General features: G+C 40.2%; 13 protein-coding genes. 12 read left to right on the plus strand and 1 reads right to left on the minus strand.

Annotated features, from left to right (window positions below; genetic code table 11):
- The first annotated feature begins 43 nt into the window (after positions 1 to 43).
- The 9 genes from IGK54_RS00590 to deoD all read left to right on the plus strand — a co-directional run bounded on the left by IGK54_RS00590 (position 44) and on the right by deoD (position 10,006).
- Positions 44 to 1,117, plus strand: a complete 1,074-nt coding sequence (locus tag IGK54_RS00590) for a BMP family lipoprotein (protein ID WP_002356168.1) — start codon at positions 44 to 46, stop codon at positions 1,115 to 1,117.
- Positions 1,118 to 1,170: 53 nt separating this feature from the next.
- Positions 1,171 to 2,256, plus strand: coding sequence for a BMP family lipoprotein (locus IGK54_RS00595; RefSeq protein ID WP_002356169.1), 1,086 nt, complete (start codon positions 1,171 to 1,173; stop codon positions 2,254 to 2,256).
- A 205-nt stretch (positions 2,257 to 2,461) separates the two neighbouring features.
- Positions 2,462 to 4,030: an ABC transporter ATP-binding protein gene (locus IGK54_RS00600; RefSeq protein ID WP_002381361.1), complete on the plus strand. Its 1,569-nt coding sequence runs from the start codon at positions 2,462 to 2,464 to the stop codon at positions 4,028 to 4,030.
- Positions 4,023 to 5,156, plus strand: a complete 1,134-nt coding sequence (locus IGK54_RS00605; RefSeq protein ID WP_002356171.1) for an ABC transporter permease — start codon at positions 4,023 to 4,025, stop codon at positions 5,154 to 5,156. The genes IGK54_RS00600 and IGK54_RS00605 overlap by 8 nt, the downstream gene beginning before the upstream one ends.
- Positions 5,156 to 6,109 (plus strand): ABC transporter permease, encoded by a 954-nt coding sequence (locus tag IGK54_RS00610; protein WP_002356172.1) that lies wholly within the window; start codon positions 5,156 to 5,158, stop codon positions 6,107 to 6,109. The genes IGK54_RS00605 and IGK54_RS00610 overlap by 1 nt, the downstream gene beginning before the upstream one ends.
- 275 nt (positions 6,110 to 6,384) lie before the next feature.
- A complete protein-coding gene (locus tag IGK54_RS00615) occupies positions 6,385 to 6,978 on the plus strand; it encodes a TMEM175 family protein (RefSeq protein WP_002359336.1) in 594 nt (197 codons plus the stop codon).
- A 301-nt stretch (positions 6,979 to 7,279) separates the two neighbouring features.
- Positions 7,280 to 8,446, plus strand: a complete 1,167-nt coding sequence (deoB, locus tag IGK54_RS00620; RefSeq protein WP_002356179.1) for a phosphopentomutase — start codon at positions 7,280 to 7,282, stop codon at positions 8,444 to 8,446.
- Between the two features lie 16 nt (positions 8,447 to 8,462).
- Positions 8,463 to 9,281 (plus strand): purine-nucleoside phosphorylase, encoded by an 819-nt coding sequence (locus IGK54_RS00625; protein ID WP_002356180.1) that lies wholly within the window; start codon positions 8,463 to 8,465, stop codon positions 9,279 to 9,281.
- Between the two features lie 17 nt (positions 9,282 to 9,298).
- Complete coding sequence (gene deoD, locus IGK54_RS00630) at positions 9,299 to 10,006, plus strand: purine-nucleoside phosphorylase (RefSeq protein ID WP_002359338.1); 708 nt, start codon at positions 9,299 to 9,301, stop codon at positions 10,004 to 10,006.
- A gap of 39 nt (positions 10,007 to 10,045) precedes the next feature.
- Here the strand turns inward: deoD and IGK54_RS00635 are convergent, their stop codons facing one another.
- Positions 10,046 to 10,984: an iron-hydroxamate ABC transporter substrate-binding protein gene (locus tag IGK54_RS00635; protein ID WP_002361532.1), complete on the minus strand. Its 939-nt coding sequence runs from the start codon at positions 10,982 to 10,984 to the stop codon at positions 10,046 to 10,048.
- A 229-nt stretch (positions 10,985 to 11,213) separates the two neighbouring features.
- On the opposite strand from IGK54_RS00635, the gene IGK54_RS00640 reads away from it, so the two are divergent.
- From IGK54_RS00640 to IGK54_RS00650, 3 genes are read left to right on the plus strand one after another with little or no spacing between them, the layout of a single operon-like run.
- Positions 11,214 to 12,020, plus strand: a complete 807-nt coding sequence (locus IGK54_RS00640) for an ABC transporter ATP-binding protein (RefSeq protein ID WP_185938141.1) — start codon at positions 11,214 to 11,216, stop codon at positions 12,018 to 12,020.
- On the plus strand, positions 12,017 to 13,027 hold the full coding sequence (locus tag IGK54_RS00645) for a FecCD family ABC transporter permease (RefSeq protein WP_002356184.1): 1,011 nt from the start codon (positions 12,017 to 12,019) through the stop codon (positions 13,025 to 13,027). Before IGK54_RS00640 ends, IGK54_RS00645 begins: the two co-directional genes overlap by 4 nt.
- Positions 13,024 to 14,028, plus strand: a complete 1,005-nt coding sequence (locus tag IGK54_RS00650) for a FecCD family ABC transporter permease (RefSeq protein WP_002392918.1) — start codon at positions 13,024 to 13,026, stop codon at positions 14,026 to 14,028. Before IGK54_RS00645 ends, IGK54_RS00650 begins: the two co-directional genes overlap by 4 nt.
- Positions 14,029 to 14,033: the final 5 nt, after the last annotated feature.

The raw sequence follows: 14,033 nt of genomic DNA on the forward strand, positions 1-14,033 counted from the left end.
GCGAATGAAATAATAGATAAAATAGTAGGGGGCTTTTCGGAAAGTGAAACAAGCAAAATTTTTAGGTCTAGGATTGGCAGCAGTTGCCTTAACCATTGGGTTAGCTGCATGTGGCGGCAATAGCAAAAAGAATGCCAACACAAAAGGTGATCCACAACATAGTGTCGTAATGGTCACAGATACAGCCGGCATTGATGACAAATCTTTTAACCAATCTGCGTGGGAAGGAATGCAAGAGTGGGGCAAAGAGCACAAACTTCCAGAAGGACCTCAAGGGTATGCGTATATTCAATCAAATGAAGCATCTGATTATACATCAAACATTGACCAAGCCATTTCAAGTCAATTTAAAACGATTTTTGGCATTGGCTATTTACTAAAAAATGCAGTAGTAGATGCAGCGGACGCCAACCCAGAAACGAATTTCGTTCTAATCGACGATACAGTTAATGGGAAAAACAACGTCGCTTCTGCAACATTTAGAGATAATGAATCTGCGTATTTAGCAGGTGTGGCAGCAGCTAACACTACGAAAACCAACAAAGTAGGATTTATCGGCGGGGTTGAAGGACCTGTTATTGGCCGTTTCCAAGCTGGTTTTGAAAAAGGTGTAGCAGACGCTGGCAAAAAATTAGGCAAAGATATTCAAATTACGTCTACTTATGCAGGGACATTTGCAGACGCTTCAAAAGGACGGGCCTTAGCTTCTTCTATGTATCAAGCAGGTGCCGACATTATTTATCACGCAGCGGCGACTACAGGACAAGGAATCTTCCAAGAAGCCAAAGCGCTAAATGAAACAGGTTCAAAAGATAAAGTTTGGGTGATTGGTGTTGACCGTGACCAAAACGAAGACGGTAAATATACAACCAAAGATGGCAAGGATGATAACTTAACGTTAGCTTCAACCATTAAAGGTGTAAATATTGCTGTGAAAAAAATCTCTGATCTTGCATTAGAAGATAAATTCCCTGGCGGCGAACATTTAACTTATGGATTGAAAGATGGCGGTGTTGATTTAACAACAGAAGCCTTAAGCGATCAAGCCAAAACGGCAGTTAAAGAAGCCAAAGAACAAATCATCTCTGGTGACGTAAAAGTCCCAGACCAACCTTAGAAACAACTTAGTTGTTTAAATACATTAAACTATTTTTAGGAGGCTTTACAGAAATGAAAAAAGCAAAATTATTCGGTTTTAGTTTGATTGCATTAGGTTTATCAGTTTCACTTGCAGCATGTGGTGGTGGCAAAGGAAAAACCGCTGAAAGCGGCGGTGGCAAAGGGGATGCAGCGCATAGTGCTGTAATCATTACAGATACAGGCGGCGTGGATGACAAGTCGTTCAACCAATCTTCTTGGGAAGGATTGCAAGCTTGGGGTAAAGAACATGATTTACCAGAAGGTTCAAAAGGGTATGCATATATTCAATCGAATGATGCAGCTGACTATACAACAAATATTGACCAAGCGGTATCAAGTAAATTCAACACAATCTTTGGTATTGGCTACTTGCTAAAAGATGCAATTTCTTCTGCAGCAGATGCCAACCCTGATACAAACTTTGTTTTAATCGATGATCAAATCGATGGCAAAAAGAATGTCGTTTCTGCAACATTTAGAGATAATGAAGCAGCTTACTTAGCCGGTGTTGCTGCTGCAAACGAAACAAAAACGAACAAAGTCGGTTTTGTTGGTGGTGAAGAAGGGGTCGTAATTGACCGTTTCCAAGCTGGTTTTGAAAAAGGTGTGGCTGATGCTGCGAAAGAATTAGGTAAAGAAATTACTGTTGATACAAAATATGCGGCTTCATTTGCTGATCCTGCCAAAGGGAAAGCTTTAGCTGCTGCAATGTACCAAAACGGCGTTGATATCATCTTCCATGCTTCTGGTGCGACTGGACAAGGGGTCTTCCAAGAAGCAAAAGACTTGAATGAATCAGGTTCTGGCGACAAAGTTTGGGTAATCGGTGTTGACCGTGATCAAGATGCTGATGGCAAGTACAAAACAAAAGACGGCAAAGAAGACAACTTCACGTTAACTTCAACACTTAAAGGTGTCGGCACAGCGGTTCAAGATATTGCCAACCGTGCGTTAGAAGACAAATTCCCTGGTGGCGAACATTTAGTTTATGGATTAAAAGATGGTGGCGTTGACTTAACAGACGGCTATTTAAACGACAAAACAAAAGAAGCTGTTAAAACAGCAAAAGATAAAGTAATCTCAGGTGACGTAAAAGTCCCAGAAAAACCAGAATAATTTAAGCTCCTAAATGAAAAAAGAAGGGCTCATTATTGTTCCTTCTAAAAATGAAGTGGTCCTTGGCAGCGACGGCTGCCAAGGGAACCCTTTATGATGTTTGGATTTTTAACTAAATAGTTGAGGTTCTTCAACTACTTAGTTAAGGGTCAAAATTACCCTCTAAAGTATTGCCAATATAATTTTGTTAGGAAGTGAATAGACCTTGTCTCAAGAAGAAAACGTAATTGAGATGCGTAAAATCACCAAAGAATTTGGGACGTTCAAAGCCAACGACCAAATTGATTTACAAGTAAAACCTGGTGAAATCCACGCACTGCTAGGTGAAAATGGTGCAGGCAAGTCGACCTTGATGAATATCTTATCAGGGCTATTGGAACCGACCTCAGGTGAGATTTATATGAATGGCGAAAAAGTCAACATTACAAGTCCTACTGCAGCCAATCGTTTAGGAATCGGAATGGTCCATCAGCATTTTATGTTAGTTGAAGCCTTTACTGTGACTGAAAATATTATCTTAGGTAGTGAACCTACCCATGGCGGTATTTTAGACCGGAAAAAAGCGAAAAAAGAGATTGAAGAAGTGTCTAAGCAATACGGGTTGGATGTAAATCCCAATGCCTATATTCGCGATATTTCTGTGGGTATGCAACAACGGGTTGAAATTTTAAAGACCTTATATCGTGGTGCGAACGTTTTAATTTTTGACGAACCAACCGCAGTATTAACGCCACAAGAAATTGATGAATTAATGATTATTTTGAAAGAACTAACCGATGAAGGCAAATCGATCATTTTAATTACACATAAGTTAGATGAAATTAAAAAAGTGGCGGACCGTTGTACGGTTATTCGCCGGGGGCAAAGTATTGGCACCGTCAATGTGAAAGACGTTTCTTCGCAACAGTTAGCCGATATGATGGTGGGCCGTTCTGTTTCTTTCAAAACAGAGAAAAAACCAGCGCAACCGAAAGAAACAATTTTATCAATTAAAGATTTAGTAGTGAAAGAAAGCCGCGGCTTAGATGCAGTGAAAAATCTTAGCTTAGATGTCCGAGCAGGGGAAGTTGTTGGAATTGCGGGGATTGATGGCAATGGACAAACAGAATTAATCCAAGCCTTAGCAGGATTAACCAAAGTCGAAAACGGGTCCATTCATTTGAATGAAAAAGAGATTACTAATCGCAAACCTCGGGAAATTACGGAAATGGGTGTCGCCCACGTTCCTGAAGACCGACATAAATATGGCTTGGTATTAGAGATGACATTGGCTGAAAATATTGGCCTACAAACGTATTACCAAAAACCATACAGTTCAACAGGTATTTTAAACTATCGAATGATTAACAAACATGCCCGTGAATTAATTGAAGAATATGATGTACGGACTCCTAATGAATTAGTACCAGCTCGGGCGCTTTCAGGTGGGAATCAGCAAAAAGCGATTATTGCCCGAGAAGTTGACCGCGATCCAGATTTGTTGATTGTTTCTCAACCAACACGCGGTTTAGATGTCGGAGCTATTGAATACATTCATCGTCGACTAATTGAACAAAGAGATAAAAATAAAGCTGTTTTATTAGTAAGTTTTGAATTAGATGAAATTTTAAATGTTTCTGATCGTATCGCTGTTATTCATGCGGGGGAAATTGTCGGAATTGTTGATCCGAAAGAAACGACAGAAAATGAATTGGGCTTGTTAATGGCTGGCTACTCATTGGAAGAAGCCCGTGCTGAGTTATCAAAAGTAGAGGCAGGTGAAACTGTTGAATAATCGTTCTGAAAAAATAAGAAATATTTTAGTCCCTGTGTTATCTGTTATTATGGGTTTCCTCTTAGGGGCAATTATTATGGTTATCTTTGGCTATGACCCAGTGGCTGGGTATCAAGCGATGTTTGAAACAGCTTTCCAAGGAAAGAAAAGTATTGGTGAGATTTTTGTAACCGCAGCACCGTTGATTTTTACCGCTTTAGGATTCTCGGTGGCAAATTCGGCTGGATTCTTTAATATCGGGCTTTCTGGACAAGCCTTATGTGGTTGGGTGGCTAGTATTTGGGTCGCTTTATCCATGCCTGATGCACCCCGGATGATTGCGTTGCCGGTGGCGATTATTGTTGGGGCGGTTGCAGGAGCTTTAGCAGCAGCCATTCCAGGTTTCTTGCGTGCCTATTTTGGGACGAGTGAAGTTATTGTTACGATTATGTTGAATTATATTTTATTGTACACAGGAAATCATATTGCTAATAATGTCATGAAACCAAGTATTATGGCGAATAAAGGAATTACCAAAATGATTGGTGCGAATGCATCATTACGCTCACCGTTTTTAACAAGTATCAGTGATGGCTCTCGTTTGAACATCGGCATTTTCTTGGCCTTCATTTTCCTTATTCTTGTGTGGTTCTTGATGAAAAAAACAACGCTTGGTTTTGAAATTCGATCGGTGGGGTTAAATCCATTTGCTTCTGAATATGCTGGAATGAGCAGCAAGCGAACGATTATTTTATCCATGATGATTTCAGGAACGCTGGCTGGTTTAGGTGGTGCGGTCCAAGGATTGGGGACTTTCCAAAACTTCTTTATTCAAAACACATCGTTGAGCATTGGGTTCGATGGTATGGCCGTGTCTCTATTAGGAGCAGGTAGCTCAATCGGGATTTTACTTTCCGCATTACTGTTTGGAATGTTAAAACTTGGTGGACAAGGAATGCCGTTGATAGCTGGTGTACCAACCGAATTAGTTGATGTTGTTATTGCAGCAATTATTTTCTTTGTGGGAATTAGTTATTTAATTCGTTTCTTGTTAGCAAAAGCGTCTGGTAGTAAAAAAGAAGTAGCGATTGTAGAAACAATTGAAGCGGCGCCAGACAAAAACAATCAAGAGGGGGGAGACATCTAATGGATTTAGCAACAATTTCCTCAATCATCACGCAAACATTAGTGTATGCAACTCCGCTCATCTTGACAGCATTAGGCGGAACGTTCTCAGAACGAAGTGGTGTGGTTAACGTTGGCTTGGAAGGTATTATGGTAATGGGCGCTTTCAGTTCGGTCGTTTTTAACTTGACGTTTGCTGATACATTTGGCGCGGCGACACCATGGATTGCTTGTTTAGTAGGAGGCGTTGTCGGGATTGTCTTTTCTCTCTTACATGCCGTTGCAACTATTAACTTACGAGCAGATCATATTATCAGTGGTACTGTCATTAACTTGATGGCACCGGCGCTAGGGGTTTTCCTAGTAAAAGTTATTTATCAAAAAGGACAAACAGATATGATTACACAATCATTTGGTTATTTTTCTTTCCCAGGATTGTCAAAAATTCCAGTGATTGGTGAACTATTCTTTGCAAAAACCTCTTTGCCAGCTTTCGTAGCAATTTTGATTGCGATTTTAGCTTGGTTTGTCATTTATAAAACACGTTTTGGCTTACGGTTACGTTCTGTGGGAGAACATCCACAAGCGGCAGATACATTGGGAATTAATGTCTACTTAATGCGTTATTCTGGCGTCTTGCTATCCGGCTTCTTAGGCGGTATGGGCGGAGCTGTCTTTGCTCAAAGTATTGCGGGTCGTTTTGGGATTACCACAATTGCAGGACAAGGGTTTATTTCAATGGCCGCAATGATCTTTGGTAAATGGAATCCACTTGGGGCAATGGGCGCAGCCTTATTCTTTGGCTTTGCACAAAACTTAAGTATTGCTGGGGAAAACTTACCAATTATTTCAGAAATTCCAAAAGTTTATCTACAAGCAGCACCATACGTATTGACCATTTTAGTCCTAGTTGTGTTCTTCGGAAAATCATCGGGACCAAAAGCGAACGGGAAAAATTACGTCAAAACGAAATAAGAAAAGAAATGGGCCCTCCGTCAAAGCGACGGGGGGCCATTTCTTTTCTTAGGATAATCAGTTGAACACAAGCGGCATTAGGCACTGCTTCACTGCAAAAAAGCGAGTTGATAAAGATAACTTTACTTTTTTCTTTTGGCTGTTTTTTACAATTCGAAGGAAGTGTCGAAATTTTGAAAAAAACCAAACAGGTCTAGCAGCTTTTTTTCAAAAATCGTTGGTTTTTCTGCTATACTTTTGTTTATAGTAAGAATAGGAAAAGTGGAGGACGTTCAATGAATAAAACACGTGTAGAAGCATTTAGTGATGCAGTCATTGCCATCATCATGACCATCATGATTTTAGAAATTAAGACTCCTCAAGTGGGTGTTTTGGCAGGTTTGATAGAAAATATCCCATATTTTTTATCGTTTATTGTCAGTTTTATTTTTATCTGTATCGCATGGTACAATCATCATTACATAATGTCCGTAACTCATTGGTTTTCTAAAAAAGCGTTTTGGGCAAATAATTTTTGGTTATTCTCCATGGCCTTCATTCCGGTAGCAACTGCTTGGGTGAGTGAATTTTGGTGGATGCGGGCACCTGTTTATTTTTATCTTGTTGTGTATACGGTTTGGGATTTTGCTTACTTCTTGCTAACAAGGATCATTTATGAAGACAATGCAGTGAAAGATCCACAGGGTGCAGCTAAGTTAAGAAAATCGAAATCTTATAGTAAGGCAACAAAAATCATTCATCTTTGTCTTTTCGCAATCGGATATATCGGCATTTATTTTTATCCGCCCATTGGCATTGGTGTGATTTTATCAGAAGCGGTTATCTGGTATTTAAATGTGCCAAAAGAGGGAGACCGCTTGGAGTGTTAAAAGTTTCGATGGTATAAAGAGTAGTGTTCTTTTTAAGGAGCAGGCTATTCGAAAAAAACAATAAAAAAGTTTCCTAATTACGGTGGGAGACTTTTTTTCTTTCAGTTTTTAAGCCCTGCTAAAATCGAAGGAATCAGTGAAAATTTTAATGCTCTTTCACGCAATAATAGCGGATTCATGGTATAATTGAAGAGCTGAGAATAAATAGATTATTCTGTTTGATTCTCGAGACTATTTAAAAGGCTAGCGTAAAATAATTGTCATTCTTGACGTATTTACGACCTTAGAGGAGGAAGCAAGTGTGTTTAAACGTGTTCATTTAATCGTACTAGATTCAGTCGGTATTGGTGAAGCACCAGATGCTGAAAAATTTGGAGATGTCGGCAGTGATACACTGGGTCATATTGCCAAAGAAGCGGGACTAACCATTCCTCATTTAGAAAAACTTGGATTGGGAACTATTGCTCCTTTAACAGGTGTCAAAGCAGTGGCAGACCACGATGGCTATGCTACCAAATTAGAAGAAATTTCTGTTGGAAAAGATACTATGACCGGTCACTGGGAAATTATGGGCTTGAACATCAAAAAACCTTTTCGGGTATTCCCAAACGGATTTCCTGAAGAATTGCTGAAACAAATTGAAGATTTTTCTGGGCGAAAAGTTGTTTGTAACAAACCATATAGCGGGACAGCAGTCATTGATGATTATGGCGAACATCAAATGAAAACAGGGGATTTAATTGTTTATACTTCAGCAGACCCTGTTTTACAAATTGCGGCGCATGAAGACATTATTCCATTAGAAGAATTGTATAAAATTTGTCAATATGTTCGTGACATTACGAAAGACGAACCTTATATGATTGGTCGGATTATCGCTCGCCCGTATGTTGGTGAACCAGGTAATTTCACTCGAACCAGTAACCGTCATGACTATGCTTTAGATCCTTTTGGCCATACTGTTTTAGATTCGTTAAAAGAAAACGGCAATGATGTGATCGCTGTTGGGAAAATTAACGACATCTTTAATGGACAAGGAATTACTGAAGCTATCCGCACGAAGAGCAATATGGATGGGGTGGATCAATTATTAACGGTCATGAACAAAGATTTCACAGGTTTAAGTTTTACTAACTTAGTGGATTTCGATGCGCTGTATGGCCACCGTCGTGATGTAAAGGGCTATGCAAAAGCCATCGAAGATTTTGATGGTCGTTTGCCAGAGATTATGGCAGCTATGGCCGAAGATGATTTGCTTTTAATTACAGCAGATCACGGGAATGACCCAACTTTCCCAGGAACAGACCATACACGTGAATATGTGCCTTTATTGGCTTATAGTAAAAAAATGACAAAACAAGGCAGCTTGCCACAAGGATTTTATTCAGATATTTCAGCAACGATTGCTGAAAACTTTGAAGTTCCTGCAACGGAAAACGGTCAAAGCTTTTTAAATCAATTACAATAATTCGAGGAGGCAACACATGACAACGTTAACGAACCATTTAAACGAAACAACTGAGTTTTTGAAAGAAAAAGGGGTGCAACAAGCAGACTTCGGTCTAATCTTAGGTTCTGGGTTAGGTGAATTAGCTAATGAAATAACCGATGCGATTGCTATTCCTTTCTCTGAAATTCCCCATTTTTCTGTTTCAACAGTCGTTGGACATGCTGGACAATTAGTTTACGGAACGCTTTCTGGAAAAAAAGTTTTGGCGATGCAAGGACGTTTTCATTATTATGAAGGACATTCGATGCAAACGGTCACTTATCCCGTTCGTGTGATGGCTGCTTTAGGCATTCATTCAATGATTGTAACCAACGCAGCTGGTGGCGTAAATGAAACATATACACCGGGGAATTTGATGTTAATCAATGACCACATTAATTTTACAGGCGATAATCCGTTAATTGGTGAAAATGATGAAGAAATCGGGCCGCGTTTTCCAGATATGAGTCATGCTTACACGCAAGAATATCGGGAAGTGGCAAAAAAAGTGGCTGCGGAACAAAATATTGATTTAAAAGAAGGCGTGTATATGGGCTTTTCTGGCCCGACATATGAAACGCCTGCAGAAATTCGGATGTCACGGACGATGGGTGCGGATGCAGTTGGCATGTCAACTGTTTCGGAGGTCATTGTAGCTGTGCATAGTGGCATGAAAGTACTAGGCATCTCTTGTATTACGAATTTAGCAGCTGGTATGCAAAGTAGTTTAAATCATGCAGAAGTAGTTGAAACAACTGAACGCGTTAAAGGACAATTCAAAGAGTTAGTGAAAGCAACACTAGCAGCTTTATAAAAAAGGAGTAAACCAGAATGAGTGTGCATATCGAAGCAAAACCAGGTGAAATTGCCGATAAAATTTTACTACCAGGGGATCCCCTCCGAGCAAAATATATTGCGGAAACTTTTTTAGAGAATCCTGTCTGCTATAATCAAGTTCGTGGGATGTTAGGTTACACAGGAACGTATAAGGGACAGCGTGTTTCGGTCCAAGGAACAGGGATGGGGATGCCTTCAGCAGGTATTTATGCCCATGAGTTAATCAACTCTTACGATGTGAAGAAGTTAATTCGTGTTGGTACGTGTGGTTCTATTTCAGAAAAAGTCAACGTTCGTGAATTAGTTATCGCACAAGCAGCAGCGACGCCTTCTTCCGCGATTCGCAATGATTTTCCTAAATATGATTTTCCACAAATTGCGAGCTTCGACCTTTTACTCAAATCTTACGAAATTGCTAAAGCAAAAGGCTTTACTACCCATGTTGGTAACGTATTGTCGGATGATGTTTTTTACAAAGATAGCTTAGATGATGTCTTTCGTTTAGGTCGATACGGGGTATTAGCGATTGAAATGGAAGCGGCAATGTTATATTATTTAGCAGCAAAATTTGATGTAGAAGCATTGGCGATTATGACGGTGAGTGATAGCTTGGTGACAGGCGAAGAAACAACGGCAGAAGAACGCCAAACGACGTTTAATGAAATGATTGAAGTTGGTTTAGAAACGGCAATTGCTAATTAAAAAAATGCTTGGATGAAAACAATCATCCAAGCATTTTTTTTAATTTAAGAGCGCTTTTTTTACATCTTCAACAATTTGGGTATTCGCAATAGGTCCGTTGTATAACCAACTACTTTTTTTATCATAGGTATGAACTTGGTTATTTTTCACAGCAGGTAAGTTCTTCCAAATTGCTTCTTGGAAAAGAGGTGCTGATTCATCACTGTTTACAAGGAAAATGTGGTCTGCGTCAAGCTCAGCTAATTTTTCTAAAGAAACTTGATTCCAATCCGCAGTAGCATTTTTAGAAATTTCTTCCACTAATTTTGGAACTTGGAGGCCTAAGTCCTGATAGAGCACGGTTCCGCTTGAGCGATTATCGCTAACCATAAAGACTTGGTTGTTGGTTACCCATAAGACTGCCGCAGATTTGCCAGCATCTTTTTTGCCAAGGTCTTCTTGGACGCCTTTGGTTAAGGTATCATAATCTTCTAACACTTTTTTCGCTTGTTCTTTTTTATCTAAAACAGTGGCAATATCTTCCAATTGATCACGCCAAGTGACATTTTCGCCGTTTTTGACTACATAAGTTGGCGCAATTTTACTGTATTCTTTGTATTTACCACCTTCAACTAGAGCAGATGAACTGATTAATAATAAGTCAGGTTCAAATTTTAGAACCGCTTCATATGGCAAGTCATAGGAAATAGTGGGGACATCTTTCAATTCTTTCGCTAAATAATCTTGAATGCTGCCTTGTCCAACTGTCCATTGTGCCACTGGTTTTTCTCCTAATGCAACTAGATAATCTTCTAAATAACTCGCAATAATCCGTTTGGGTTTCGCGGGGACGGTTACTTTATTGCCTAAGGTATCTGTTACTTCATGTGTTTTGTCAGCGTTGTTGGCTTCTTTATTCGTATTACCACAAGCTGCGAGTAAGAATGAACCAAGAAGAAGGGTTGTACCAATTAGGACCGTCTTTTTTAAAAGTTTCATTGTGTAACTCCTTTATTTTTAGTTGATAACGATTCTCATTATCAGTTAAAAACGACCGTTTGTCAATCATCGCTTGCTTTTTTGAGCAAATAAGTTGCATTTTTTAGATAATTTGTTTTTTGATTGGAAGAAACATTGCTTTTTAAGGAAGGGTCTTTTATAATCAAGGAACAATGAGTGAGAACGATTCTCAATAAATGTAAAATAACGACAGAAAAATTAAAGAGGAATGGTTATGAATTATTTAGAGGCAGAGGACTTAACTACAGGATATGGTCGTCAAGTGATTAGTGAAGTGCTGAACTGTTCATTTGAAGCGGGAACTATTACAAGTATTATTGGACCAAATGGTTGTGGCAAATCGACCTTGTTAAAAACACTTGCGCGTATTTTGCCAGCTGAGAAAGGCAAGGTGTTCATTAAGAACCAAGAACTTCAACATTTTTCTTCAAAAGAAGTGGCGCAAGAACTAGCGATCTTATCACAAACGCCAGAAAATACAATCGATTTATCTGTTTTTGACCTCGTCTCTTTCGGGCGATATCCTTATCAATCGGGCTGGAAAAGTGTCACCGCAGAAGATCAAGAGTACATACAATGGGCATTAGAATTAACAGGCTTAACTGAGTTAGCTAGAGAGTCTGTGGCAATTTTGTCAGGTGGACAACGTCAACGGGTTTGGATTGCTATGGCGCTAGTACAGGATACAGATATTTTAATTTTAGATGAACCGACCACCTATTTGGATCCAGCACATCAGCTAGAAATTTTAAATGTGTTAAAACGAATTAATCAAGAACATCAGAAAACTATCGTGATGACGATTCATGATATTAATTTAGCTTCTCGTTTTTCTGATCGCGTGATTGCGATGAAAGAGGGAAAGATTATCAATGAGGGAACACCGCAAGAAGTGATTACTGTTACTGGCTTAGCAGATGTTTTCGCTATTCAAGCAGAAATTAGTTATCATAGTCAGACACAGCGGCCACTAGTGCTTTCTTATGAGTTGATGGAAATGGAGCTGGATGGATGAAAGGCATAAGCGGATTTTATAGACACCAATGGCAAGTGTTGCTTGTCTGTCTTTTTTTGCTGCTGGGGACAATGCTTCTGTCGCTGATGTTTGGTGCGACGTCGGTTTCGATTCAAACGATTATTGATTCATTTACGCACTTCGATGCGACCAATCAAGCGCATCAAGTCATCCAAACGGTTCGGTTGCCGCGGATTTTAGGGGCCGCTTTTGTGGGAGCAAGTTTAGCGGTGAGTGGGGCGTTAGCGCAAGGGATTACGCAAAATCCATTGGCAGATTCTGGCTTGCTGGGTATCAATGCCGGGGCTGGCTTGGGCTTAGCGCTTGTTTTTGCTTTCCTCCCTCAGGCAAGTTATTGGTGGCTTTTAGTTGTTTCTTTTCTTGGTGCCGGCGTGAGTGTGGCACTGATTTATTATCTTTCTAATCATTCAATTCGAGGAGCAAGCCCCATGCGTCTGACCTTGGTGGGAGCAGGTATTAGTGCCCTTTTTTTATCATTTAGTCAATTCTTAGCCATTCAGTTCAATTTGAGTCAAGAGTTAACGTTTTGGTTTCTTGGCGGTGTCAGCGTTATTTCTTGGGCACAATTAAAAATAGTCGTCCCGATCTTTCTGGGCGCATTTGCATTAGCAATTCTGATTAGTCCGTCGGTGACTATTTTACGGTTTGGCGATGATGCAACAATTGGTTTGGGGCGAAATCCGCAGCGTATTCGGTTGTTTGCCAGTATAACGATTTTGCTTTTATCAGGATTGTCTGTGGCGCTAGTTGGCTCGGTCAGTTTTGTTGGTTTGGTGGTGCCTCATGTGATGCGAACAGTTTCTGGAGAAAATTACCGTCGCTTGATTCCGTTCTCGGCGTTAGGCGGTGCGCTCCTCGTTTTGGTGGCAGATTTAATCGCTCGAATGGTGAATCCGCCTTTTGAAACACCATTTGGGATTATCACGGCCTTAATTGGCATCCCATTCTTTCTTTATTTATTTCGTAAAGGAGGGCAACTAGGATGACACAGAAAAAAGTGTCCCGTTGGGTGGCTATCTTAATAGTTGGGATTATCCTAACTGCTTGTATCAGTTTAACGCAAGGGGAATTATCTGTTTCCTTCATGGATTTAAAAGCCCTTCTTTTGGGACAGGGAAGTCAGGCCAAACAACTGTTAGTTTGGGATTTTCGGTTACCACGGATTGTGCTTGCGGTCCTAGCGGGCGCAGCTTTAGGCTTAAGCGGCGCTATTCTTCAAGGGATTACTCGGAATCCGTTAGCAGATACTGGGATTTTAGGCATTAATGCGGGTGCGGGTTTGGCAGTGATTTTGTTTATTAGTTTTGTTGAGACGACAAGTATCACGACGTTTGCACTTCCGCTCGTGGCCTTAGTTGGCGGCTTGCTAGCGGCTGTTGGGATTTTGGTAATTGCGTATCATCATCGTTTAGGATTGACGCCAGTTCGAATGGTCTTAGCGGGTGTCATTTTGAGTACGGGTATTTCAGCACTCACCTTATTAATTACATCAAAAATTGACACTGAAAAGTACCGTTTTGTTACAATGTGGCAAGCAGGCAGTATCTGGGGCAGTAATTGGTTCTTTGTGGGTGCTTTGTTGCCTTGGCTAGTCATCGGGTTCTTTTTTGCGATGAAGCGTCATCGTCTGTTGGATATTTTACAATTGGGGGACGAAACAGCTATTTCTGTAGGTATTGCTGTGAAAAAAGAACGAATCGTTTCGTTGCTGTTAGCGGTGATGTTGGCGGCTTCAGCGATTTCCGTTACAGGGGGAATTAATTTTTTAGGTTTACTTGCGCCACATATTGCTCGCAAATGTGGTTTTACACAACAAAAACAGGTATTGCCATTGGCGGCGTTGTTTGGTAGTTTACTTTTATTGGTTAGTGATACGATTGGTCGGCTATTGCCTGGCAATGGAGAAATGCCTGCAGGGATTATTGTTGCGATCATCGGTGCGCCTTATTTTCTTTATTTGTTAATCAAAACAAGCGATTCGTTATAAAAAAG

Source organism: Enterococcus sp. DIV2384 (assembly GCF_050534975.1).
Taxonomy (GTDB): Bacteria; Bacillota; Bacilli; order Lactobacillales; family Enterococcaceae; genus Enterococcus; species Enterococcus faecalis.